This is a genomic window from Streptomyces sp. YKOK-I1 (assembly GCF_054660435.1).
Genome location: NZ_BAAGDR010000001.1, coordinates 9618765 through 9645440 on the forward strand (window position 1 = coordinate 9618765; position 26676 = coordinate 9645440).

Annotated in this window: 12 protein-coding genes and 1 pseudogene; all 13 read left to right on the forward strand. The window is 74.5% G+C overall.

What is annotated here, in order from left to right; genetic code table 11:
* Positions 1 to 305: 305 nt before the first annotated feature.
* The 13 genes and pseudogenes from ACYQ8Q_RS42760 (at position 306) to ACYQ8Q_RS42820 (ending at position 26654) form a co-directional block, all read left to right on the forward strand.
* Entirely contained in the window at positions 306 to 584 is a 279-nt protein-coding gene (locus ACYQ8Q_RS42760) for an acyl carrier protein (RefSeq protein ID WP_460072569.1), read from the forward strand.
* On the forward strand, positions 581 to 1075 hold the full coding sequence (locus tag ACYQ8Q_RS42765; protein ID WP_460072570.1) for a 3-hydroxyacyl-ACP dehydratase FabZ family protein: 495 nt from the start codon (positions 581 to 583) through the stop codon (positions 1073 to 1075). The genes ACYQ8Q_RS42760 and ACYQ8Q_RS42765 overlap by 4 nt, the downstream gene beginning before the upstream one ends.
* Positions 1072 to 2214 carry a beta-ketoacyl synthase N-terminal-like domain-containing protein gene (locus tag ACYQ8Q_RS42770; protein WP_460072572.1) on the forward strand — a complete coding sequence of 381 codons (1143 nt, stop codon included), beginning with the start codon at positions 1072 to 1074 and terminating at the stop codon, positions 2212 to 2214. Before ACYQ8Q_RS42765 ends, ACYQ8Q_RS42770 begins: the two co-directional genes overlap by 4 nt.
* The gene (locus tag ACYQ8Q_RS42775) at positions 2211 to 2732 is read left to right on the forward strand and encodes a coronafacic acid synthetase (RefSeq protein ID WP_460072574.1); all 522 of its coding nucleotides are present in this window, start codon (positions 2211 to 2213) and stop codon (positions 2730 to 2732) included. The genes ACYQ8Q_RS42770 and ACYQ8Q_RS42775 overlap by 4 nt, the downstream gene beginning before the upstream one ends.
* Position 2733: 1 nt before the next feature.
* Positions 2734 to 4143 carry a class I adenylate-forming enzyme family protein gene (locus tag ACYQ8Q_RS42780; protein ID WP_460072575.1) on the forward strand — a complete coding sequence of 470 codons (1410 nt, stop codon included), beginning with the start codon at positions 2734 to 2736 and terminating at the stop codon, positions 4141 to 4143.
* A gap of 11 nt (positions 4144 to 4154) precedes the next feature.
* Positions 4155 to 12086 carry an SDR family NAD(P)-dependent oxidoreductase gene (locus tag ACYQ8Q_RS42785; protein WP_460072576.1) on the forward strand — a complete coding sequence of 2644 codons (7932 nt, stop codon included), beginning with the start codon at positions 4155 to 4157 and terminating at the stop codon, positions 12084 to 12086.
* 44 nt (positions 12087 to 12130) lie between these two features.
* Positions 12131 to 19342, forward strand: a pseudogene (locus ACYQ8Q_RS42790) (alpha/beta fold hydrolase); the annotation flags it as partial.
* Positions 19343 to 19407: 65 nt separating this feature from the next.
* Positions 19408 to 20934, forward strand: coding sequence for a class I adenylate-forming enzyme family protein (locus ACYQ8Q_RS42795; protein ID WP_460072577.1), 1527 nt, complete (start codon positions 19408 to 19410; stop codon positions 20932 to 20934).
* Positions 20931 to 21761, forward strand: a complete 831-nt coding sequence (locus ACYQ8Q_RS42800) for an LLM class F420-dependent oxidoreductase (protein ID WP_460072578.1) — start codon at positions 20931 to 20933, stop codon at positions 21759 to 21761. Before ACYQ8Q_RS42795 ends, ACYQ8Q_RS42800 begins: the two co-directional genes overlap by 4 nt.
* Before the next feature lie 39 nt (positions 21762 to 21800).
* The gene (locus ACYQ8Q_RS42805; RefSeq protein ID WP_460072580.1) at positions 21801 to 23018 is read left to right on the forward strand and encodes a cytochrome P450 family protein; all 1218 of its coding nucleotides are present in this window, start codon (positions 21801 to 21803) and stop codon (positions 23016 to 23018) included.
* Positions 23019 to 23109: 91 nt separating this feature from the next.
* Positions 23110 to 24156 carry a 2-oxoglutarate and iron-dependent oxygenase domain-containing protein gene (locus ACYQ8Q_RS42810; protein ID WP_460072582.1) on the forward strand — a complete coding sequence of 349 codons (1047 nt, stop codon included), beginning with the start codon at positions 23110 to 23112 and terminating at the stop codon, positions 24154 to 24156.
* A gap of 148 nt (positions 24157 to 24304) precedes the next feature.
* On the forward strand, positions 24305 to 25096 hold the full coding sequence (locus tag ACYQ8Q_RS42815; RefSeq protein ID WP_460072584.1) for an SGNH/GDSL hydrolase family protein: 792 nt from the start codon (positions 24305 to 24307) through the stop codon (positions 25094 to 25096).
* A gap of 145 nt (positions 25097 to 25241) precedes the next feature.
* A complete protein-coding gene (locus ACYQ8Q_RS42820; RefSeq protein WP_460072586.1) occupies positions 25242 to 26654 on the forward strand; it encodes a lamin tail domain-containing protein in 1413 nt (470 codons plus the stop codon).
* The last annotated feature ends 22 nt before the right edge of the window (positions 26655 to 26676 follow it).

A 26676-nucleotide genomic window follows, 5' to 3' on the forward strand; every position in this document is an offset into this window, starting at 1 on the left:
GAAGGCAACAGGTGGTGGCCGGTCGGCAGCCGGAATTCACGGGTGGGTGTGCGGGGGGTGAGGGAATGACGCGTCACGCCACTCGTTCGTGTGGTCGCTGTCAGTTTGCCTCCCAGGAACGGTAGTTGGTCAAGACCGTCTCGTCCGTGTGTGCAGCGACACGTACCGCTGGGGATGTCGACCCGTGCTCCGTTTCGGGTGATTTGCGGGTGCGGACTAAGGGATCTCGTAGTCGACCTTCGATACTTGAGGGTTGTAGAGTCGCAGCGTTCTTCCGAGCCTCCGAACGCGAAACAGGAGACTGTATGGTGAACATAGAGAGTTCCATCAAGCGGATCCTCGTCGACGACTTATTCGTTGCCGTTCCGCCGTCCCGGATAGACCCTGACGACGGCCTCCGGGACATCCTCGGACTCGATTCCCTGGGATTCACCGAACTCCGTACCCAGTGCGAGTACGAATTCGGTGTGACGATCGCGGACGAGGACTTCGTACCCGAACACTTCTCCTCGGTCCGCACCCTGACCGAGTTGGTCGTCCGCCTTCAGGCGTCGTCACCGGCGGGCGGGGTGAGCGGCGGATGACGGCCCCGCCGCAGGACGGCACCCGTACCCCGCGGACCATGGGGTTCACGGAGCTCAAGGGCTGGCTGCGGCACCGCCACCCCATGGTCTACCTCGACCGCGTCCTCGACTACGAACCCGGCGCGTACCTGCGGAGCCTCATGGCGGTCTCGGGGCAGACGGACGCCATATCCGGACACTTCCCCGAGCGTGCCGTCTTTCCGGCCAGCCATATGATGCAGGCCATCGCCCAGTCCGCGATCATCCTCGCCCAACTGTCCACCACCCCGCTCGCCGACGACGAAATCACCCTGATCGGTTCCGTCAAGGCGCGGTTTACCAAAGTAGTCGTCCCCGGCGACACGGTGGTGTTCACCACCACCTGTGAGAAGCTCCGCGGTGATTTCCTCATGTTCGCCTGCCGGGCGGAAGTGTCCGGCACCACGGTCGCCATGACCAAGGGCACATTGGCCCGTACCAAAGTCGCCGATCTGGGCGAGCAACTGTGGTGAGCGACGGGTCCGCGGTCTGGATCACGGGAATGGCGTGGTCGACCGCTCTCGGCTCGTCCGTGGAGGGCGTATGGGAATCGCTTCTCGCCGATGTCTCCGGAATCTCGGACGTCCCTTCCCCTTTCCCACTGCGAAGCACCCGCGCCGCCGTCCTGCCCGACATCGCCATGGACCGGCCCGCCGGCCGACGCCAGCACGAATTGACACGTGCCACGCTCTTACGGGCCCTCCAGGACGCGGCGATCGACCCCGACGACCCGCGGATCCTGCCCGTTCTCGGGACCAGCTACGGACCCCATCTCGAACGGTCCGCCGTCACCTCTCTCTCCCGCTGGTCCACCGACGCCGCACGGGCCGCCGGCTGCGCGCGGGAACCCGTGACCGTCACCACCGCCTGCTCCGCCGGTTCCGACGCGCTCCTGACCGGTCTCGCCCTCCTGCGGGCGGGCACCGCGGAGATCTGCGTCTGCGGCGGCGCCGATGTCCTCACCCCGGGAAAACGCCTCGGCCACTCGCGGCTCGGCACCATGAGCCCCCACGACCTGCGCGCCTTCGACACCGGCCACGACGGGACCCTGCTCGGCGAGGGCGCCGCGTTCCTCGTCCTGGAGACCGAGGAGGGCGCCCGCGCCAGAGGGGCCCGCCCCCGTGGCGTGCTCGCCGGCGCCGCCTCGTCGAACGACGCCGCCAGCGCCGTCGCCCCCGACCCCTCCGGCAAGAACGTCGTCCTGGCCGTCCGGCGCGCCCTGTACACCGCCGGCCTCGACCCCGGTGACATCGCCGTCGTCAACGCGCACGGCTCCGGAACACCGGTCAACGACGAGGTGGAGGCCCGCGCCTACGCCCGGGTCTTCGCCCAGGTACCGCGCCCGCCCGTGGTGTTCGCGACGAAGGGGGCGTTCGGGCACACCCTCGGCGCGACCGGCGCCATCGAGGCGATCGCCGTCCTCCAAGCCCTCGACACCAGGGCCGCGCCCCCCGTCCACGCCCTGCGCGACCCGCTGCCGCAGCTCACCCTCCCGATCCCCGCCGCGCACCCCCTGAAGGTCGAACCGGGAGCGGGCATCAGCGTGACCCTCGGCTTCGGCGGCTTCAACACCTGTCTCGTCCTCCAGGGACCCGGGAGCACGGCCGTATGAGCGCATCCGCACCCCACGCCCTCGACGTCCTCGGCGAAGGCGTGGCGACCGCCCCCGACCTGTCGGACGCACGGACCCCGCGCCGGACGTCCGTCTACGCGGACCCCGTCTCCTGGCTCGTCCTCGAAGCGGTGGAACGCGCCGTCGAGGCGTACGGCGGCGACCTCCGGGCGGCCCGCGACGGCGTGGGGCACATCGTCGTCAGCGACCACTGCACCGCGCACACCATGCGGGAACTCGCCGCGACCATCCCGGCGGGCCGTATCTCACCGCTGCGGTTCTCCGGGGCCAACCCGGGATCCGTGTGCGGTCTTTCCGCCCAGCTCCTCGGCTTCGGCGGGCCCAGTCTCACCCTGTCCATGCCGCCCGAGAAGGGCCTGCCACCGGCCATGGCCGTCGCCCGCGTCTGGCTCGCCCAGGGCACGGCCACCCATGTGCTCGTCACGACCCACCGCGCGGACGCCTCCGGGCACCGCGTCACCAGCACGATCCTCCGGGAGACCCAGCGGGAAGGCTGAAGTGAAGACCATTGGCACCATCGAGCCGAGCGCCGTACGGGACTTCCTCCAGGAACTCGTCCAGGCCGACCGGCCCCCGGCGCCCGCCCCCCGGTTCGACACCGTCGCGGACGACCTCGCACAGTTCGGACTCACGGCCGGCCGACCCGTCCTGGTGGCCCTGCCGAACGGGCGGGACTTCGTTACCGTCGTGTTCGCCCTGCTCGCCCAGGGAGCGGTCCCGGTGCTGCTCCCGCCGTCCGCCCCGCCGTCGAGGATCGAGCGGATGGCCCGGGCACTCGGCGCAGACGCCCTCCTCGCACCGCGCGTCCCGCCCGGATCCCGCCACGGCGAACCACCCCTCACCGTCGGCGGAACGGTCCAGCTGGCGTTCCTGCACGGGGTGCCGGCCCGCCGGTACCGGCCCGGCGAGATCGTCCTGCTCACCTCGGGCACCTCCGGCGTGTTCAGCGGCTGTCTGCACCGCGTCGAGTCCCTCCTGCTCAACGCGAGCCGCCACGCGCACGCCATCGGCCAGACCGCCGCCGACCGCGTCCTGATCAACCTGCCCCTGCACTACTCCTACGCCTTCGTCGCCCAACTCCTCGCCACCCTGGTCTCGGGCGGCCGGGCGGTCGTCACGGGACCCCCGTTCACCCCCACCCACTACGCACGCACCCTCCAGGACCACCGGATCACCGTCTCGTCACTGACCCCCGCGCTGACCGCGGCCTGGCTCGGGACCGGCCGCCCGCTCCCCGCGCCCCTGCGCGCGCTCACCGTCGGCGGTGACCTGCTCGACGCCGCGTCCGTGGCGGACGTACGGGACCGGAACCCGGACCTGGAGCTCTACCTCACCTACGGGCTCACCGAGGCCGGCCCCCGGGTCGCCACCCTGGCCGCCCACCGCGAACCGCCCCACCGGCACACCTCCGTCGGCCTTCCCCTCCCCGGTGTCGACGTACGACTGCGCCCCGCGCACCCCGGCGACGCCGTCGGCGAGCTGATCGTGCAGACCGACACCGGGATGCTCCGCCGCGTCGGCCACCACGACGAGCCGCCACCCCCCACCGACGGCACCAGGACCTCCCTCGCCACCGGCGACCTCTTCCGCCAGGACGACGACGGCTACCTCCACTTCCACAGCCGCCGCCCGACCTATGTGATCAGCCGGGGCGAGAAGGTCAGCCTGCGGTCGGTCTGCGCCGTCGCGGAGACGGTCCCCGGCGTCCTGGGAGCCGAGGCCTGGCCGCACCGGAACGACGCGGGAGACACCGTCTTCACCCTCGACGTCTACTGCGCCGACGCCTCGGCCGACGAACGGGAGATCCGTCGCCGGCTCGCCGAGGTCCTGCTCCGCAGCGAGCAGCCGGCCCGACTGCTGGTCCATCCGGCAGCACAGCTCGGCTGGCGCAAGTCCGTTGCCAAGTAGCGAGGTTGACCATGGAACAGCTCAGCCCACCCCTGGTGGTCTCCGCGGACTCCCCGGACACGCTCGCCGCGGCGGCCGACCGGCTGCGCGAGCAGATCGGGACCACTCCGGACGAAGCGCTGCGGGACCTCGGCCACCGCCTCCTGACGACCGGTCACGGCCCGCGACGCGCCGCCGTCCTCGCCCCCGACCGGGCCTCGCTCCTGACCGGACTCACCGCCCTCGCCCAGGGCCGCCCCGCCCGGCATGTGCTGACCGGAACCGCCGACCTCGCCCGCCGCCCCGTCCTGGTCTTCCCCGGCCAGGGCGCCGACCGCCCCGGCACGGCGCGGGAACTGCTCACCTGCGCACCCGAGTTCGGCGACCGTCTGCGCGGCTACGGGCGCGCCCTGAGCCCGCACCTCGACGGCTGGGACCCCGCCACCGCACTCGCCGAAGGAGCGGAACTCACCCGCCTGGCCACCCTCCAGCCCGTCCAGTTCGCCCTCTCCTCGGCCCTCGCGGACACCTGGCGCGCCCACGGCCTGCGGGAGAGCGCGGTCGTCGGCCACTCCGTCGGCGAGATCGCCGCCGCCCATGCCGCCGGCGCCCTGGACACGGACGCCGCCGCCCGGCTCCTCGTCCTGTACGGCACCGCGCTCACCCGGATCGAGGGCCGGGGCGCGATGGCCTCCGTCGCCGCACCCGCCGACCGCGTCCGCCCCCTGCTCGACCGATGGGCCGGCCGGCTGGACGTCGCCGCCGTCAACAGCGCCCGCAACGTGACCGTCGGCGGAGACGCGGAGGCCGTGACGGAACTCCTCGCCGCACTGGCGCAGGACGGCGTCTGGGCCTGGCGCGTGCCCGGCATCGACGTCGCGGGACACTCGGCCCACACCGAGATCCTGCGCGACCTCATGCTCGAACACGCCCCGCACGCCCCACCCGGGGCCCCGCACCGCGCCGCCTTCTACTCCACCGCCACCGGCACCCGCCTGCACGGCCCCGACCTCACCCCCGGCCACTGGTACCGGTCCCTGCGCGGCACCGTCCTCTTCGAACAGGCCGTACGCGCCCTCATCGCCGACGGCCACCGGCTCTTCATCGAGGTGAGCGGCCACCCCACGCTGACCACGGCCATCGGCGAGACCCTGCGCGCGGCCGGCGTGAGCGGCGCGGCCATCCCCACGCTGGACCACCGCAGGAGCGACCGCGCGAGCCTCCTCCAGGCCCTCACCCACGCGTTCGTCAACGGAGTGCCGGTCACCTGGGAGACGACGTACGAACGGCTCGTGCCCCGGCCGCGTATCACGGTGGCGCGTCACGGCCCGCAGGAGACGCCCCTCGACACCTCCGCGCTGCGCGCCGTCACGCCCGCCCGGCAGCGCGACACCCTCGCCGACCTGGTCGCCGGAGCCACCGGCCGGGTGCTCGGCCGCCCCGTCACCACGCCCGCCCTGACCTTCCTGGAGACCGGCCTCACCTCCCTGGGCGTCGTCGAACTCGCCGCCGCGCTCTCCGCGGCCACCGGCCTCGACCTCCCGCCCACCCTCGTCTTCGACCACCCCACACCGCTCGCGCTCGCCGAACACCTGCGCCGGGAACTCGGCCTCGTGTCACCGGCCGACGAGCCGACCGCCGCCGCGGGCACCACGGACGCGGGCGCCACGGACGCGGACGAGCCGATCGCGATCGTCGGCATCGGCTGCCGCTTCCCGGGCGGGGTGACCGACGCGGACTCCCTGTGGGACCTGGTGCTGAGCGGCCGCGACGCCGTCGGCGGCTTCCCCGCCGACCGGGGCTGGGACACCGACGGCCTGTACGACCCCACGCCCGGCGAACTCGGCAGGATCTCCTCTCCGAACGGCGGGTTCCTCTATGACGCGGCCGGCTTCGACGCGGGCTTCTTCGGGCTCTCGCCCCGAGAGGCGACCGCGATGGAGCCGCAGCAGCGCCTGCTGCTCGAAGTGTGCTGGGAGGCCGTCGAACACGCCGGCATCGACCCGGAGACCCTGCGCTCCACCGCCACCGGCGTGTTCGCCGGTCTCATCTCCCAGGAGTACGGACCCCGTCTCCACCAGGCCTCCGACGACGTGGCCGGCCATGCGTTCCTCGGCACCGCCGCCTGCGTGGCCTCCGGCCGGATCGCCTACGCGCTCGGCCTGGAAGGCCCGGCGATCACCCTGGACACCGCCTGCTCCTCGTCCCTCGTGGCCGTCCACCAGGCCTGCCGGGCCCTGCGCGCCGGTGACTGCACACTCGCCCTGGCGGGCGGCGCCACCGTGATGGCCGGACCCGGCGTCCTCGTGGAGTTCTCCCGGCAGCGCGTCCTCGCCCCCGACGGCCGCTGCAAGGCGTTCGCCGCGACCGCGGACGGCATCGGACTCGCCGAAGGCGTCGGCATGGTGCTGCTGGAACGCCTGTCGGACGCCCGCGCGGCCGGACACCAGGTGCTCGCGGTGATCCGGGGCAGCGCCGTCAACCAGGACGGCGCCTCCAACGGCCTGTCCGCGCCCAGCGGTTCCGCCCAGCGACGCGTCATCCGCCACGCCCTCGCCCAGGCCCGGCTGACCCCGGCGGACGTCGACGCGATCGAGGCCCACGGCACCGGAACCCGCCTCGGCGACCCGATCGAGGCGCACGCGCTCCTCGACACCTACGGACAGCGGCCCGCCGACGCCCCCGCCTGGCTGGGCTCGGTCAAGTCCAACCTCGGCCACACCCAGGCCGCCGCGGGCGTGGCGGGCCTGATCAAGATGGTGATGGCCCTCCGGCACGGACTGCTCCCGCGCAGCCTCCACATCGACGCGCCCTCCCCGCACGTGAACTGGTCGGCCGGCGCCCTGCGGCTCCTCACCGAACAGCGCGCGTGGCCGGACACCGACGGCCGCCCCCGTCGGGCCGCCGTGTCCTCCTTCGGGGTCTCCGGCACCAACAGCCACCTCGTCCTCGAACAGGCGCCCCCGCTCGCCGGGCCCGCCCCCACGGATCCCACGGGCGACCTGCTGTGGCCGCTCTCGGCGAAGACCCCGACGGCCCTGCGCGCCCAGGCGGACCGGCTCCGCCGGCACGTCGGCCACCACCCCGGCGCCGACCCCGCCGCCGTGGGCCACGCCCTCGCCACCACCCGCAGCCGGTTCCCCCACCGAGCCGTGGTCCACGGCCGGACCCGCGCCGAACTCCTCGACGGACTGGGCGCGCTGACCCGGGGACGGGACCACCCGAACCTGACCCGGGGCACGGTGGGACCCGTCGGCCGCGGAAAACTGGTGTTCGTCTTCCCCGGCCAGGGCTCCCAGTGGCCCGGCATGGGCATGGAGCTGTACGACGCCCATCCCGCCTACCGGGACGCCCTCGACCGCGCCGACGACGCGCTGCGCCCGTACACCGGCCGGTCGGTCGTCGACGTCCTGCGCGGCGCCCCCGGCACACCCGCTCTGGACCGCGTGGACGTCGTCCAGCCCGCGCTGTTCGCGGTGATGACCTCCCTCGCCCGCCTGTGGCAGTCCTACGGCATCCAGCCCGACGCCGTGGTCGGGCACTCCCAGGGGGAGATCGCCGCGGCCCACATCGCCGGCGCCCTCACCCTGCCCGACGCGGCGAAGCTCGTCGCCCTGCGCGCCCAGGCCCTCGTGGAGCTGTCCGGCACCGGCGCCATGGCCACCGTCGGCCTCCCCGCCGACCGGACCCGGGAACTCCTCGTCCCCCACGAGGGCCGGATCGGGGTCGCGGCCGTCAACAGCCCCGCCGCCACGGTCGTCGCCGGCGACACCGCCGACGTCCTCGCCCTGCTGCGGCGCTGTGAGGCCGACGGCGTACGGGCCCGCCGGATCGAGGTCGACTACGCCAGCCACTCCGCGCACATCGACCGCCTCCGCGAGGACCTCCTCACCCGCCTCGCGGACCTCGCGCCCCGGCCCACCACCGTCGCCTTCCACAGCACGGTCGACGGCCACCTCCAGGACACCCCGCGCGACGGCACCACGCTGGACGCCGCGTACTGGTACGACAACCTGCGCCGCCCCGTACGGCTCACCGACACCCTCCGTCTGCTCGCCGGGCAGTCCCACCGCGCCTTCCTGGAATGCAGCCCGCACCCCGTGCTGGTGCCGCCGATCGAGGAGACCCTCGACACCGACGCGCTCGTCACCGGCACCCTGCACCGCGCCAAGCCGCAGCACGCCGCCTTCACCGCGGCCCGGGCACGCCTGCACACCCACGGCCACGACCTCCACCGGCCGGACGGGCCCGCCGCCCACCCGGTCGCCCTGCCCACCTACCCCTTCGAACACCGCCGCCACTGGCTCACCGCGCCGACACCGGCGGACGTCACGGCCGCCGGACAGCGCGGCACCCGTCACCCCCTGCTCGGGGCGGCCATCGACCTCCCCGACGACGAGGGACTCCTCCTGACCGGACGGATCGGCCTCCAGACCCACCCCTGGCTCGGCGACCACGCCGCCGCCGGTGTCGTCCTCCTCCCCGGCACCGCCTACCTCGACCTCGCCCTGCACGCGGCCCACCTCACCGACTGCCGCCACATCGCCGAACTGACCCTGCACACCCCTCTGGTCCTGCCCGAGCAGCACGCCATGGACCTGCAGCTGCGCGTCGGCCCGCCCGACGCCGACGGCCACCGCCCCCTCACCCTCCACGCCCGCCCCCACACCCCCGACGACACGGACCCGCCCTCCTGGACCCTGCACGCCACGGCCCGCCTGACCCAGGACGCCCCCGTCCGGCCACACCCGACCGCCCCGCCGCCCGAGGACGCGGAACCCGTCGACCTGACCGCCCTGCGGACGCGCCTCGCCGAAGCGGGCTACGACTACGGACCGGCCTTCACCGGACTGCGCTCCGCCCGGCGCCACGGCGACCACGTCCACACCGAGGCCCAGCTGCCGGAGGAACTGGCGGCCACCGGCCACGTCCTGCACCCGGCGCTGCTCGACACGGCCCTGCACCCCATCGCCCTGCCCGACGCCGACGGCCCCGCCGGACCCCGGCTGCCCTTCACGTTCAGCGGCATCACCCACACCGGGACGCCCACCACCCGGCTCCGCGTCCACCTGCACCGCACCGGCCCCGACACCGTCGCCCTGGACGCCACCGACGACACCGGTGCACCCGTCCTCACCATCGACGCCCTCACCCTGCGCGCCACCACCGGCGACCGGCTCCGCGGCCTCACCCCGAGCGGACCCGAGCACGACCTCCTGCACCTCGCCTGGAGCCCCGCGGACCCGACGGCCGGCATCCCGGGGGACTGGGCGGTGCTCGGCTCCGACCCCCTCGCCGACGGGACACCCCGGTACGCCGATCTGTCCGACCTGACCGCGGCCCTCGCCTCGGGCACCCCACCGCCCGCGCTCGTCGTCTGGGCGCCCCCGGTCCCCGAACCGGAGAACGCCGACGTCCCCGCCGCCGCCCGCGCCCTCTGCGTGGAGGTCCTCGACCTCCTGCGGACCTGGCTCGCCGACGAACGCCTGGAGCGCACCGTGCTGGCGGTCGTCACCCGCCACGCCGTCGTCACCGGTCCGCAGGACCCGCCCGGCCTCGCCCACGGTCCCGCCCGGGGCCTGCTGCACAGCGCCCAGAACGAGAACCCGGGCCGGATCGTCCTCGTCGACACCGACGGCCACCCCGACAGCACGGCCGCCCTGGGCGCCGTACTCGCCGCCGGACATCCACAGTCGGCCCTACGGGACGGACAGCCGCTCCTGCCGCACCTCGCCCGGACGTCCACGGCCGAGCTGCTCACCCCGCCCGCCAGCACCGCCCCGTGGCGGCTGGACACCACGGGCGGCGGCGGACTCGACGACCTCGCCCTGCTGCCCGCCCCGGAGGCCGAAGCCCCCCTGGCACCCGGCCAGATCCGCATCGCGGTACGTGCCGCGGGCGTCAACTTCTACGACACCGCCGCCGCCCTCGGGCTCATCGCCGTCCAGCACGACTCCGGGGCCGAGGCCGCCGGCGTCGTCACCGAGACCGGGCCCGGCGTCGACGGGTTCGCCGTGGGGGACCGCGTGGCGGCCCTCACCGAGAAGGCCTTCGGGCCGCTCGTCGTCGCCGACCGGCGCATGACGGCCCGCATCCCCGGCACCTGGTCCTTCGCCGAGGCCGCGAGCGTGCCCGTGGCCCACGTCACCGCCTACCACGCCCTCGTCGACCTCGCCGGCATCCGGCCCGGCGAGACCGTCCTGATCCACGCCGCCGCCGGGGGAGTGGGCCAGGCCGCCACCCGACTGGCCCGTCACCTCGGCGCGATCCCCTACGCCACCGCCCACCCCGACAAGTGGGACACCCTGCGCGGTCTCGGCTACGACGACGAGCACCTCGCCAGCTCCCGCACCCTCGACTTCGCCGAACGCTTCCGCACCGCCACCGGCGGACGCGGGGTCGACGTCGTCCTCAACGCCCTGGCCGGCCCGTTCACCGACGCCTCCCTCGGCCTCGTGGCCCCCGGAGGCCGTTTCATCGAACTCGGCAAGACCGACATCCGGGACCCCGCGGAGCTGGCCGCCACCCACCCCGGCCTCACCTACCGCGCGTTCGACCGGCGCGACAGCGCGAGCCCCGAGCGCACCGAGGAGATCCTCACCGCACTGCGCCGGCTCTTCGACACCGGTGAGCTGACCCCGCTGCCGGTCACCTCCTACGGCATCCGGCACGCCACCGACGCCTTCCGGCTGATGCAGCGGGCCCGCCACACCGGAAAGATCGTCCTCACCCTGCCCCGCCCCCTGGACCCCGCCGGCACCGTCCTGATCACCGGCGGTACCGGCACCCTCGGCGGACTCCTCGCCCACCACCTCGTCACCGCACACGGCGTGCGCCGTCTGCTCCTCGCCAGTCGCCGAGGAGCGGACGCCGAGGGGGCCGAGCGCCTGCGCGCCGACCTGGAGCGCGCCGGTGCCACCGTCACCGTCGCCGCCTGCGACACCGCCGACCCGGAAGCGCTCCGGCGCCTCCTCGGCTCCGTACCGTCCGCACACCCCCTGACCGGTGTCTTCCACACCGCGGGCGTCCTCGCGGACGGTACCGTCGCCCGGCTGACGCACTCCGACCTCGCCACGGTGTTCGCACCGAAGGTCGACGCCGCCTGGCACCTCCACGAACAGACCCGGCCCCTCGACCTCGCCGCGTTCGTCCTGTACTCGTCGACCGCGGGCACCCTCGGCAACCCCGGCCAGGGCAACTACGCGGCCGCCAACGCCTTCCTCGACGCCCTCGCCCACCACCGCCATCGCCAGGGACTGCCCGCCACCTCCCTCGCCTGGGGCTGGTGGCAACCCGTCACCGGCCTCACCGGCGCGCTCACCGGCACCGACCACACCCGGATCGCCCGCACCGGCCTCGCCCCCCTCACCGCCGCCCACGGGCACGCCCTCCTCGACGCCGCCCTGCGCCTGCCGCACCCGGCCCTCACGGCCGCCCCCCTGGACCGGCGGACCCTGCGAAGCAACGGCGAACGCGGCACCCTGCACCCCCTGCTGCGCCGCCTGACCACCGCGACGCCGGTCCGCCGACCCGCACCCGGTCCGGCCCCCGACCTGCGGCGGGACCTGGCCGCACTCGCCCCCCAGGCCCGGCTGCGCCACCTGCACACCCTGATCACCGACCACGCCGTCGGCGTCCTCGGCCTCGACCGCTCGACGCCCCTGTCCCCCGACCAGCCGTTCAGGGCCGCCGGATTCGACTCCCTCACCGCCCTGGAACTCCGCAACCGGCTGGCCTCCGCCACCGGACTGCGCCTGCCCGCCACCCTCACCTACGACCATCCGACCCCGGCGGCCCTCGCCGGCCACCTCGACGAGCGGCTCTTCCCGCCCGGCGAAGCCGAAGCCGAAGCCGACGCCGACGCCGCACCCGCCTCTGAACCCCCCGCAGGCGACGACATCCGCATCCAGGAAGCCGGCCTCGACGAACTCGTCGCGATCGCCCTGTCCGGGGAGGCCTCATGACGACCCGTACGGAGCCGACCGTGCCCGACCCGTCCGCGCAGACGCAGATCACCGAGGCCCTGCGGCGCAGCCTCCTGGCCAACGAGCGGCTCAAGCGGCGCAACCGGGAACTGCTCGACGCCGCCCGGGAGCCCGTCGCCGTGGTCGCCATGGCCTGCCGGCTGCCCGGCGGGGTGCGGACGCCCGAACAGCTGTGGCGACTCGTCGCCGACGGGACGGACGCGGTCGGCGCGTTCCCCGCCGACCGGGGCTGGGACCCCGACACGCTGTCCGGCCCGGGCGACCGACGCACCTGGTACGGCGGGTTCCTGGAGGACGCGGCCGGGTTCGACGCCGCCTTCTTCGGGATCTCCGACCGGGAGGCGCTGGCCACGGACCCGCAGCAGCGGCTGCTGCTGGAGACCGCGTGGGAGGCCCTGGAACGGGCCGGTGTCGTCCCGTCGGCGCTACGGGACACCCCGACCGGCGTCTTCGTCGGCACCACCCACCAGGACTACCTGCCACCCCTCGACCGGCACGTCCCCGGCCTGGCGGGCTACCGCCTCCAGGGCAGCCTGACCAGCGTCGCCTCCGGCCGGATCGCCTACACCCTCGGCCTGAACGGACCCGCCGTCACCGTCGACACCGCGTGCTCCTCGTCCCTGACCGCCGTCCACCTCGCCGTCCGCGCCCTGCGCTCCGGCGAATGCTCCCTCGCCCTGGCCGGCGGCGCGACCGTCATGGCCACCCCCGAGGTGTTCGTCGAGTTCAGCCGCCAGGGAGGCCTGGCCCCCGACGGACGGTGCAAGGCGTTCGGCGAGGGCGCCGACGGCACCGGCTTCTCCGAGGGCGTGGGCCTGTTGCTGCTGGAACGGCTGTCCGACGCCCACGCCCAGGGACACCCCGTGCTCGCCGTCATCCGGGGCAGCGCCCTCAACCAGGACGGCGCGAGCAACGGCCTCACCGCACCGAACGGCCCCGCCCAGGAACGGGTCGTCCGCCTCGCCCTGGCCGACGCCGGACTCACCCCGGCCGAGGTGGACGCCGTCGAGGCCCACGGCACCGGCACCGCCCTCGGCGACCCCGTCGAGGCCAACGCCCTGCTGCGCGCCTACGGCCGCAACCGCCCCGCCGACCGCCCCCTGTGGCTGGGTTCGCTGAAGTCCAACATCGGCCACGCCCAGGCGGCCGCGGGCGTCGCCGGGGTCATCAAGACGGTCATGGCCCTGCACCACGGCGAACTCCCCGGCACCCTGCACGCCGACGTCCCCTCCTCCCGTGTGGACTGGTCCTCGGGCGCGGTCCGGCTGCTCACCGCCCTCCGCCCTTGGCCGCGGACCGGCCGCCCCCGCCGGGCCGGGGTGTCCTCCTTCGGCATCTCCGGCACCAACGCCCACCTGATCCTCGAACAGGCCCCGCCCCGCGACCCCTTGCCCGACACCGCGCCCCCGCCCCCGGCGCTGCCCGCCCCCGGACTCCTGTGGCCGCTCTCCGCCGTGTCGCCCGCGGGCCTGCGCGCCCAGGCCGCACAACTCGCCGGGTTCGTCAGAGACGCGCCGGACACCGACCTCGCCGCCGTCGGCCACTCCCTGGCCACGACCAGGGCACACCTCGACCACCGGGCCGTCGTCACCGCCGGGGACCGCGCCGGGCTGCTCACCGCCCTCGACGCCCTCGCCGACGACGACCGCACCGCCACCGGCCTCACCGTCGGGGTCCGGGGGCCGGGCGGGACCGCCTTCCTGTTCTCCGGCCAGGGCTCCCAGTGGCCGGGCATGGGCCGCGGCCTGTACACACACTCCCCGGTGTTCGCCGAGGCCCTAGACGCGACCTGCGCCCACCTCGACCCCCACCTGCCGAGTCCGCTGAGGGAGGTGATGTTCGCCGGCCCGGACACCGAAGCGGCGCGACTGCTGGATCGTACGGACTTCACCCAGGCCGCCCTCTTCGCGCTCGAAGTCGCCCTCCACCGCACCGTCGAGCACCTGGGGCTGCGGGCCGACCATCTGGCGGGCCACTCCGTCGGCGAGATCTCGGCCGCCCACGCCGCCGGGGTCATGTCCCTCGCCGACGCGGCCGCGCTCGTCGTCGCGCGCGGCCGGCTCATGCGGTCGCTGCCCGCCACGGGCGCGATGATCGCCGTCGCGGCGGGCGAGGAAGAGGTCCTGGCCACCCTGTCCGGCCATGAGTACCTGGCGGGCGTCGCCGCGGTCAACGGGCCGTCCGCCACCGTGATCTCCGGTGACGACGACACCGTGACCCGGATCGCCGCCCACTGGCGGGAGCGAGGGCGCGTCGTCCGCCGGCTGCGTGTCGGTCACGCCTTCCACTCACCGCACCTCGACCCCGTGCTCGACGACCTCCGTGCGGTGGCGGCCGGCCTGGACCTGCGCCCCCCGGCCCTGCCCGTCGTCTCCACCCTCACCGGCGCTGTCCTCACCGCCGAACAGGCCTGCTCGCCGGAGTACTGGGCCCGCCACGCGCGCGGCACCGTACGCTTCGCCGACGCCGTCGGCCGGCTCCGGGCCCTGGGCACCACCACCTTCCTGGAGATCGGGCCGGACGCCGTACTCACCGCACTGGGCCAGTCCGGCGCCGGCGGGCCCGACGTCGTCTGGACGCCGACCCTGCGCAAGGGCCGGGACGAACCCCGGGTCCTCACCGCCGCCCTGGCCCGGCTCCACGTCCGGGGCGCCGCCCTCGACTGGAGCCGGATCCTGCCGTACGCCGACCGCGTCGACCTGCCCACCTACCCCTTCCAGCGCCGCCGCCACTGGCTGCGCACCCCGCCCCGGGAGCGCGCCGCCGGGGGCGGTCTGACCCCCCTCGACCACCCGTTCCTCGCCGCCGCCGTCGACCTCGCCGACGGGCAGGGCGTCCTGTTCACCGGCGCCCTGTCGAGCCGGGAGCACCCCTGGCTGCGCGACCACATGGTCGGCGGCACCGCCACGGCGGCCGGCGCCGTGACCGCCGAACTGCTGCTGCACGCGGGGACCCGTCTCGACTGCGGCCGCCTCGACGACCTCCAGCTGCACACCCCCCTGCCCCTGCCCGAGGACTCCGCCGTCGACATCCAGCTGCGGGTCGGCCCGGCCACACCCGACGGACGGCGCCCCGCCGACCTCTCCTTCCGCCTGCCGACGGGCGACCGCCTGCCCGGGGACGGTCGGCTGTCTGTGGGCGGCGGTCTGTCGGGGGACGGTCGGTTGTCTTTGGGCGGCGGTTTGTCTGTGGGTGGTGGTCTGCCCGGGGATGACGGCCTGCCGACGGTCGGCGGTCTGCCCACGGGTGACCGTCTGCCCGGAGCCGGCGCTCTGCCCGTAGTCGGCCGTACCGGCTGGACGCGGCACGCCACCGCCACGCTCGCCCCGAGCGAGCCGACCGCCACGCTCGCTCCGAGCGAGCCCACCGCCGCCGACCGGCCCGGCCCGGGGGCCTGGCCTCCCGTCGGTGCCGAACCCGTCGATCTCGACGCGCTGTACCGGCGCCTCGTCGAGCAGGGCATCACCCTCGGGCCCGCGTTCCGCCGGATCACGGCCGCCTGGCGGCACGGCACCGACGTCCACCTGGAGGCGAGCCTGCCACCGGAGGACACCGAGGCCCGGGCGGCGTACGCCCTGCACCCCACGCTCCTGGACGCGGGCCTCCAGGCCACGCTGATCGACGCGGCGACGGAGCGCACGGGGGAGCGGCGGCCCCGCATGCTGTTCTCCCTCTCCGGTCTGACCGTCCATGCCGGTGCCACCGCCGTACGCGCCCATCTGTCCCCCACGACCCCCGCGCTCCGGCTGACCGACCCGACCGGCCGGCCCGTCGCCGAGGTCGAGTCGGTGCGGCTTCGGCGCTCCGGCCACCGGGTACGGCCGTACCGGCTGAGCTGGCGCGAACTGTCCCCGCCGTCCGCCGCGTCCGCGGGCCCGGTCTGCTGGATCGTGCCGGACGGCGACCCACCCCCGCAGGGGCCCGGCGACCGGGTGGTCGCCGACCTCGGCGCCGCCTCCTTCGACCCGGTGGTCCTCGTGTGCCCGGAGAACCCCGACGGGGTGCTGCCGGCCGTCCGGACCTGGCTCGCCGACGAACGGACGCGCGACCGCCGCCTGGTGGTGCTCACCCGGGGCGCGGTGGCCGCGGCCGACGGGGACCCGGTCGACGGCCTCGCTCAGGCGCCGGTGTGGGGGCTGCTGCGGACGGCCCAGGTCGAGCATCCGGGCCGGTTCACCCTGGTGGACATCGACGACTCATGGGCGGGACTGTCCGCGGCGCTCGCCACCGACGAGCCCCAACTCGCCCTGCGCCAGGGGCGTCCGTTCGCCCCGCGGCTCACCGAGGCCGACCCCGGCGGGACGCTCACCCCGCCCGACGACGGGAGAGCTTGGCGGGTCACCGTCCCCGAGCGGGCGGTCGGCAGCCTCGACGACCTGGTGACCGAACCCTGCCCCGACGCCGAGGAGCCTCTCGGACCGGGACAGGTACGGGTCTCCGTCCGCGCGGTCGGAGTCAACTTCCGCGATGTGCTGATCACACTGGGCCGGTATCCCGAGCCGGGACGGATCGGCGGCGAGATCGCCGGCGTGGTGGTCGGGACGGGCCCGGGCGTGACGGGCCTGGAGCCCGGGGACCGGGTGGCGGGCATGGCCTGGGGCGGGGCCATGGGCCCCCTGGCGGTCGTCGACCGGCGCCATCTGTTGCGCGTCCCGGCGGACTGGACGTTCGCGCAGGCCGCCACGGTCCCGGCCGCCTTCCTCACCGCCTGGCAGAGCCTCGTCGACACCGCCGGCCTCCAGGCGGGCGAGACGGTCCTGGTGCACGCCGCGGCCGGCGGCGTCGGCATGGCCGCCGTGCAGATCGCCCGCCATCTCGGTGCCGAGGTCCACGCCACGGCCCACCCCGCCAAGCACACCGCCCTGCGCACGCTGGGCCTCGACGACGCCCGGATCGCGTCCTCCCGGGACCCCGGATTCGAGCAGAGGTTCCGCGCGGCGACGGACGGCCGGGGGATCGACGTGGTCCTGCACAGCCTCGGCGGTGAACTCACCGACGCCTCCCTGCGGCTGCTCGCCCCCGGCGGACGACTCGTCGACCTCGGCAGGACCGACCCGCGCGATCCCCGGCGCACCGCCTCGGACCAGCCGGGCACGCGCTACCTGCCGTACACACTCTGCGACGACCCCGAGCGCGTCGCCGCGACCTTCGCCCGCCTCGCCGAGCTGTTCGACAAGGGGGCGCTGAGCCCGCTGCCCGTCACCGCCCTGGACATCCGGCGGGCTCCCCGAGCGCTGCGCCTCCTGCGGGACGCCGCCCACACGGGCAAGGTCGTCCTCACGGTGCCCCGCCCCCTCGACCCCGAGGGCACCGTCCTCGTCACCGGCGGCACCGGCGCCCTGGGCGCCCTCGCCGCACGGCACCTCGTCACCGCACACGGCGTCCGGCACCTGCTGCTCGTCAGCCGACGCGGGCCCGAAGCGCCCGGTGCCGCCGACCTCACGGACGAGCTCACCGGCCTCGGCGCGCACGTCACCGTCGTCTCCTGCGACGTCGCCGACCCCGTGGCCCTCGCCGCCCTGCTGCCCGTCGACCGGCCCCTCACCGCCGTCGTCCACACCGCGGGCACCGTGGACCCCGCCGACGTCCGCGACCTGACACCCGGACAACTCGACACCGTCCTCGCGCCCAAGGCCCGGGCGGCCTGGCATCTGCACCGCCTCACCCGGCACCTGGACCTCGCCGCCTTCGTCCTGTACTCCTCGTCGGTGGGCGTCCTGGGCCTCGCCGGGCAGGCCGGCTACGCCGCCGCCAACACCTTCCTCGACGCCCTCGCCCAGCACCGCCACAGCCAGGGGCTCCCCGGTACCGCCCTGTCCTGGGGCATGTGGGAGGCGAGGTCCGGACTGGCCGAGCGGCTCGGCGGCACCGAGGGGATCCGGCAGGTGATGGGGGCCGGACTCGTGCCGATCCCCGTGGACGAAGGGCTGGCCCACCTGGACGCCGCCCTCGGCACGGGCCCCGACAGCCACCTCCCGCTGCTCGTCCCGGCCCGGCTGGACCTCGACGCGCTGCGCGCCCAGGGCCTCGCGACGCTGCTGTCGGAGCTGGGCACGCCCGCTTCGGCGGCGCGACCGGCGGGAGAGCCCCCGACCCGGCGCCTCGACCGGCTGTCCGGAGCCGACCTGGACCGACACCTCCTCGACCTCGTCACCCGGCACGCCGGAGCCGTCCTCAGCCATCCCGACCCCTCGGCCATCGCCGCCGACACGGGTTTCAGGTCGCTGGGTTTCGACTCCGTGACCTCCGTGGAGATCGGCAACCGCCTCGCCGCCGCGACCGGACTGCGTCTGCCGGCGACCACCGTCTTCGACCACCCGACCCCCGCGGCGCTCGCGGCCCACCTCAGGGACCTCCTTGCCGCGGCGGACACCCCCGTCCCCGCGGAGCGCACACCGGCCGGTCCCGGCGGCTTCGCCGCGCTGCTGCGGCAGGCCGTCGCCGAGGACCGGACCGGCGAGGGCGTCGCCGTGCTGGCGGCGGCCGCGCGCCTGCGGCCCTCGTTCACCGACCCCGGCCCCGACGAGGTGCCCACGGCGACCTGGCTGCGCCGCGAGGGACTGCGCCCCGCGCTGATCTGCGTGGACTCGTTCATCCCCGCCGCCGCGCACCTCACCTACCAGCGGCTGGCCGCCGCGCTCGACGGACGGTGCGACGTGGCCGCCGTACACCTGCCCGGGTACGGCGAGGGGGAGCCGCTGCCCGAGACCGCCGACGCGGTCGCCGAGGCCGTGGCCACCGCCGTGCGGACCTGCGCGCAGGGAGAACCGTTCACCCTGCTCGGCTTCTCCACCGGCGGTCTGGCCGCCCATGCCGCGGCACGGCGGCTGGAGGACCGGGGCGTGCGCCCCGAGGCCGTGGTGCTCGTCGACAGCCTGCCGCCCGGCGCCCTCACCCGGGCCGCGGCGACCGACATCCTGCGCGAGTGGGCCACGGCACCGGGCGCGTTCTGGTCCCACGACGACACCGGACTGACCGCCATGGGCCGCTACCTCGACCTGTTCGGCAACCACTGGACCCCCACCGCCCTGACCGCCCCCGTCCTCCTCGTCCAGGCCGCCGACCAGGTGCCCTCCGCGCCCGCCGACGGCTGGGCCCGGCACTGGCCCGGGCTGACCGCCCACGCCACCACACCCGGCAGCCACTTCGGGCTCCTCACCGAGCACGTCACCGAGACCGCGCACACCCTCACCACCCTGCTCGCCGCCCACGGCACGGCGGCCTCGTCCCGCTGAGCGCCCCCCTCTTTTTCCGCCCCTGGGCCACCGTCCCGCCCACGGCGTCCCGACCGGAGGTACCCATGTCGATCTTCTCGGACTTCCAGCAGACCGCCCTGCGCCGACCCGACGCGCCGGCCCTGGTCACGCTCGACGACGCGATCTCGTACGGCACCGTCCTCGCCCTCGCCGAGCGGGTCACCGGCGGACTGCTCGCGGCGGGCCTGCGCACCGGGGACCGGGTCGCCGTCCATCTCACCAACCGGTACGAGCTGGTCGGCGTGTACTACGCCTGTCTGCGCACCGGCGCCGTGATCGTGCCGCTGAGCCACAAGCTGTCCGCCGTCGAGGTGGAGCAGCTGATCGCGGACAGCGCGCCGCGGTTCTACGTCGGCGAGGCCGAGGTGCACGAACCCTGCGCGCACGTGACCGAGAAGAGCGGCACGGTCGAGCGGGCGTGGATCCTGGACTCCCCGGGGACGGCCACCACCTCCGCCTGGGAGGACCTCCTGGCAGACGTACCGGACGTACCGGACGCACCGGCCGACGCGGCCGGTCCCGACGACCTCGCCGCCATCTTCTACACCTCGGGCACCACCGGCCTGCCGAAGAGCCTCGTCCTCTCCCAGGCGACCCTCGGCGCCGGGCTGGACCTGACCTGGGCCCAGGGCGTCGGGCACGCCGACGCCACCTACTACATGATCAACCTGATCAACCCCTGGGGCATCCTCGTCCTGCTCACCTCCCTGCGCGCCGGCCGCCCGCTGGCCCTGACCCCGGTGAACACCCCGGACGTCGTCCTGCGCATGCTGCGCACCCACCGCTTCGGCTGGATCGGCGGCGCACCCACCAGCTTCCGCGCCCTGCTCGCCGAGGCCCGCGCCACCGCCGGACCGGCGCCCGACCTGACCGGGACCCGGTGTGTCGCGGGCGGCGACGCCTGCCCGGCCGAGCTCAGCCGGGACTTCGCCGAGAGGTTCGGAGCCCACCTCACGGGCGTGTACGGCATGACCGAGACGGCGGCGCCGGTGATCGAGCAGCCGAGGATCGACGCCGTGGGCGAGGCGTCCATCGGCTGGCCGCTGCCCGGTGTCGAGGTCAGGGTCGACGCGGCGCCCGGGGAGGCGGGAGAGCTGCTGCTGCGCACCCCGTCCCGGCCCGTCGGGACGTGGAACGGGGCCGGGGTGGACCGCTTCGACCGCACCGAGTGGCTCGCCAGCGGGGACGTGGTGCGGCAACGGGACGACGGCTGCCTGCTGTTCGTCGGGCGCAAGAAGGACCTCATCATGGTGGAGGGCTATCCGATCGCCCCGCTGGAGATCGAACAGGCCCTCGCCGCGCACCCCGACGTCGCCGCCGCCCTCGTCTTCGGCGTGCCCGACGAGAGCACCGGTGAACGGGCGATCGCCCTGGTGGAGCCCGAGCCGGGACGGCAGGTCGACGAGCGCGGGCTGCTGGCGCATCTGTCCGGCCGCATCGGGACGTACAAGCACCCCGGCGAGATCCAGGTCGTCGACGCACTGCCGGTCCTGCCCAGCGGGAAACTCGGCCGGCAGCGGCTCGCGGCCGCGTACACGGCCTCGCGCGCACCCCGCGGCGAGGTGTCGTGAAGTTCGGTCTGGTCATGTTCCCCACCCGGGACGCCATCGCGCCCGGCGAGCTCGGCGCCCTCCTCGAGGACCGCGGTTTCGAGTCCCTGTTCGTGCCCGAGCACACCCACCTCCCGTCCGTCACCCCCGAGGGCGACGACATCGCGCACCTCGCACCCGAGTTCGGGCGGGGCATGGACCCCTTCGTCGTCCTGGGAGCCGTCGCTCAGGCGACCACCACGCTCCAACTCGGCACCGGCGTCCTGCTCGTTCCGCAACGCGATCCGCTCGTCACCGCGAAGGCGGTGGCCTCCGTGGACGTCCTCTCCGGCGGCCGGATGAACCTCGGCGTGGGCGCGGGCTGGATCAAGCAGGAGCTGCGCAACCACGGCGTCCGTCCCGCCGACCGCTGGCAGGTGCTGCGCGAGCGCGTCGAGGCCATGCGGCGGATCTGGACCCATGACATCGCCTCCTACCAGGGCGACTTCGTCCACTTCGAGCACATCACCTCCTGGCCCAAGCCCGTCCGGGCCCCGCACCCGCCGGTCCTCGTCGCCGGCAACGGCCCCCGGGCCACCGAACGCGTCCTCGCCTACGGCGACGCGTGGATCCCCATGGCGCGTCCCGGAGTCCTCGACCGGATCGCCGAGTTCAAGAAGACGGCCCGCAGACCCGGCGGCGACGAGCCGCTGCCCGTCACCCTCTTCGGCGGCGACCTGCGCGACGTCGACGCCTACGAAGCGGCGGGCGTCGACCGCGTCCTGTTCTGGGCCAGACCCGTCGACGCCGCCCGCACCACCCGGACCGTCGACCGGATCGCCCTCCGCCTGGGCGACCGCCTCCCCTGAAGGAACACCCCGCACAGCGCCGTGAAAGGCGGTCAGCACATGCCACCTCCGACCACCGAACCGGTGGTGCTCGGCCCCGACTTCGTCCGGGACCCGCACTCCGTGTACGCCCTGCTCCGCGAGGAGGGCCCCGTCGTCCGGGCCGTCCTGCCCACCGGACTGAAGGTCTGGATCGTCACCCGCTACGACGAGGGCCGCGCCCTCCTCGCGGACCCCCGGCTCAGCAAGAACATGGCCGACGCCGCGCAACTCTTCGAGCGCCACCAGACCGACATGAGCCGCCAGCGCGACTACGGCCACGCCATCCAGCAATCCATGATCAACATGGATCCGCCGGACCACACCCGGCTGCGCGCCCTGGTCGCCAAGGCCTTCACCACCCGCCGGGTGAGCGCGCTGCGTCCGCGCATCGAGAGCATCGCCGACGACCTCCTCGACGCCCTCGCCGACCGCGCGGAGTTCGACGTCGTGACCGAGTTCGCGGCCCCCCTGGTCAGCACGGTCATCTCGGAACTGCTGGGCGTGCCGGAGGAGAGCCGGGCCGAGTTCCGCGCCACCTCCGCCGTCCTCACCTTCGACGCCGACCGGGAGGCCGTGACCAGGGCGTCGAACGCGCTGTTCACCCTGGTGAGCGAGATCGTGGCGGCCAAGCGCGCCGACCCCGCCGACGACCTGCTCAGTTCTCTCATCCTGGCGCACGACGGCGAGGACCGGCTGACCCACGAGGAGGTCGTCTCGCTCGCCGTCGTGCTGTTCGTCGGCGGCTTCGACACCACGGTGAACCTCATCGGCAACGGCACCCTCGCCCTGCTGGACCACCCGGACCAGCAGGCCGCGCTACGGGCCGACCCCTCCCTCCTGCCGCACGCGGTCGAGGAGTTCCTGCGCTACGACAGCTCGGCCAACATCAGCCACTTCCGGCGCACCACCGAGCCGGTCCCGGTCGGCGAAGTGACCATCCCGGCGGGCGAGTTCGTCTTCGTCGGCCTCACCTCCGCCAACCGGGACGCGACCCGCTTCCCCGAGCCGGACCGGCTCGACGTCACCCGCGCCGCCACCGGACACCTCGCCTTCGGCCACGGCGTCCACCACTGCGTGGGCGCACCGCTCGCCAGGGCCGAGGGCGAGATCGCGTTCGGACGCCTCCTCGCGCACTTCCCCCACCTGGCCCCGGCCTTCGAGCCCGGCGACCTGACATGGCGGCCCAGCATGCTCCACCGCGGCGTACGGAGCCTGCCGGTCCGCACGAAGGCCTGACCACGGCTTCCTCCCCCCAGAGCCACACCCGCAGCCCCACCCCGAACCACACCCGCACCCGCATGTCCGTACACCCTCGAAGGGAACTCCCTTGACCGCTCTCGTCACGTTCGACATCCCGGAGACCATCACCGGGACACCCGAGGACATCCGCCTGGGACAGCGGATGATCGAAGCATGGCAGCGCGACGGCATCTACCAGGTCGCCATCCCCGCCGCGCAGCGCGGCGTGGTCGCCGACGCCTACACGGCGAGCCGGCGGTTCTTCTCCCTGCCGCTCGCCGACAAGTCCCGGCACCTCAGCGACCTCAGCTACAGCGGATACGTCGCCTCCGGCGAGGAGGTGACCGACGGCGTCCAGGACGGCTCGGAGATCTTCACCGTCACCAAGGACGTGTCCCTCGACGACGCCCGGGTCGCCGAGAACTGGCCCTGCCACGGCCCCGTCCCCTGGCCGGACGAGCAGTACCGGGACGCGGTCAACGCCTACATGGAACAGTCCGGGGACCTCGGCGAGCGGATCCTCCGGCTCACCGCGCTCGGACTCGGCCAGGACATCGAGGCGTTCACCCGGCTGACCGACGACGGCTGGCACCACATGCGCGTCCTGCGCTTCCCCGCGGCGTCCGCCGGTACCGACCGCGGCATCGGCGCCCACACCGACTACGGTCTGCTGGTCATCGCCACCCAGGACGAGGCCGGACAGGCCCTGTACATCCGGCCCCCGATCGAGGGCGAGCGCCGCAACCGCAACTGGCTGCCCGAGGAGAGCGCCGCGGGCGTCTACGAGGACGACGACCTCTGGACCTACGTCCCGCCGGTGCCGCACACCTTCACCGTGTTCCCCGGCGACCTCTTCCAGTTCCTCACCGGCGGAACCCTGCTCTCCACACCCCACAAGGTGAAACTCGCCGACCGGGAGCGCTACGCCTTCGCCTACTTCCACGAGCCCAGCTTCCAGGCCGCGGCCCGCCCGCTCGACAGCACCGACGACTCCGAGTTCCTGCACTACGGCAGCCACTTCACCTCCATGTTCCTGCGCTGCTACCCGGACCGGGTGACGACGCGGCGGATCCACGCGGAGGACCGGCTGTCCGTCCTGGAGAAACTGAGGGAGGAGGCGGCCGGCACGTCCTGACCCCGCTCGGGCGAAGCCCCGCGCCTTGCGGCCGTCCGGGCCGCGAGGCGCACCCCGACTCGCCGGGCGGTGGGCGACGCTATCCTTATAGTCAACAATGCACCTAGGTGCTCAGTTGCATAGTCGGTTGCATGGGGAGAGCGGGTCCATGACGAACAGTGCGTACCTGCGCTACGTCGCCCTGGGGGACAGCCAGACCGAGGGGGTCGGCGACGGCGACGACGCCCATGGCCTGCGCGGCTGGGCCGACCGGCTCGCCGAGCACGTCGCCCGCCACAGCCCCGGTGTGCACTACGCCAACCTCGCCGTGCGCGGCCGCAGGGCCGACGAGGTGCGTGCCGAACAGCTGGCCCCCGCGCTGGCGCTGCGGCCGGACCTCGTCACCGTGGTCGCCGGGGTCAACGACGTGCTGCGCCCGGGCTTCGACGCCGACGAGGTGGCCGGTCACCTGGAGGCGATGTTCGCCGCGCTCACCGCGCAGGGCGCCACGGTCGCGACGCTGACGTTCCCCGACGTCGGACGCATGACACCGCTCGCCCGCCCGCTCGGCCCCCGGGTCCTGGCGCTCAACGAGCGCATCAGGGCGGCCGCCGGGCGCCACGGCGTGGTGGTGGCCGAGACGGCCGCGCACCCCGTCGTGACCGACCCGCGCCTGTGGAGCGCCGACCGGCTGCACGCGAGCCCGCTCGGGCACGCCCGTATCGCCGCCGCCGTCGCCCACGCGCTCGCCCTCCCCGGCAGCGACGCCGACTGGACCCGGCCGCTGCCGGCGGCCGAGGCGCGCGCCACCGTCCTGCGGTCCGTCGCCACCGAGCTACGCTGGGCCGGCACCTTCCTCGGCCCCTGGATCGCCCGTCGTCTGCGCGGCCGTTCCTCCGGCGACGGCCGCCGGGCCAAACGCCCCGCGCTGCTCCCGGTGACCGAGCCCTTCCGTACCTGACCCGGTAAAATGGGCTGTTCACGGTCCCTGCACAGGAGTTCTTCGACCATCGTTCACGGGATGTCCGCCCCGTGGGGGACATCCGGTTCGGTCCGGTCCGGGACCGTCGGGGCGTCCTGTCTTCCGCGACCCTTGGACGGACATCGTGACCGCATCACGCACCCGCCGCCGGCCCCGTGTTCTCGCCCTTCTCCTCGTCGCCGGATCGGCCCTCGCCGGAGCGCCGACCGCAGCCCCGGCCCACGCCGCCCCGGCCGACGACATCCGGATCAACGAAGTGGTCACCACCGGGAGCGTCGAGGACTCGATCGAGCTGTACAACAAGGGCACCGCCACGGTCGACCTCTCGGGCTGGATCCTCAAGGACGACCAGGACAGCTCGTCGTACAAGATCGCTTCGGGGACCACCCTGGCCGCGGGCGCGTTCCGTGCCTTCGACGTGCACGCCAAGTTCGGGCTGGGGTCGGCCGACAAGGCACGCCTGTACCCGGCGGACGGTACGACCCTCGTCGACAGCTTCTCCTGGAGTCAGCACTCCGACCCCTCCTGGTCGCGCTGCCCCGACGGCACCGGCGCGTTCAAGGCGGCCCGGTCGACCCTGGGCGCCGCCAACGACTGCGGCGGCACGGGCGGAGGCACCCCGGTGGCCTGGCCCGGCGGCAGCTCCGTGACGACCGCCGACGCCTCCGACGTCTTCGGCCAGGACCTCAGCGGTCTCGCCCAGGAAGGCGGCGTGATGTGGGGCGCCCAGAACAGCGGCAAGCTGTGGCGCCTGGTGCGCGACGGCTCCGGCGGCTGGACCCCCGACACCGGCAGCGGGTGGACCTCCGGCAAGACGCTGCGCTTCCCCGGCGGCTCGGGCAGCCCCGACAGCGAGGGCGTCACCGTCACCGGCGGCGGATCCGCGGCCGGTGTCTTCGTGGCCAGCGAGCGCAACGGCGACGTCTCCGGAACCAGCCGGCTGTCCGTCCTGAAGTACGACGTCTCCGGCACGGGTACCACGCTGACCGCCGCGAAGGAGTGGAACCTCACCTCCGACCTGCCGTCCGTCGGCTCCAACCTCGGTTTCGAGGCCGTCACCTGGGTCCCCGACGCCTACCTGACCGGCGCCGCCTTCAAGGACGCCTCGACCGGCACCGCCTACGACCCGGCACACTACGGCGCCCACAGCGGGGGCGTGTTCTTCACCGGCGTCGAAGGCACCGGAACGATCTACGGCTATGTCCTCGAGGACTCCGGCGCCTTCACCCGCGTCACGTCCCTCGCCAGCGGGATGGCCGGCGTCATGGAGCTCCAGTGGGAGCCGCAGGCCACCCGTCTGTGGGCCGTCTGCGACGACACGTGCCACGGGCAGCACCGCACCTTCCGGGTCGACGCCTCCGGAGGCTTCACCACCACCGGCGTCCACGACCGTCCCACCGGCATGCCCGACTACAACAACGAGGGCTTCACGCCGGCCGGGGCCGACGAGTGCGTCGCCGGCACCAAGCCCGTCTACTGGTCCGACGACACCAACGACGGCGGCCACGCCCTGCGCAAGGGCACCGTCACCTGCTGAGGCCCTCGCCTGCTGACGCCCG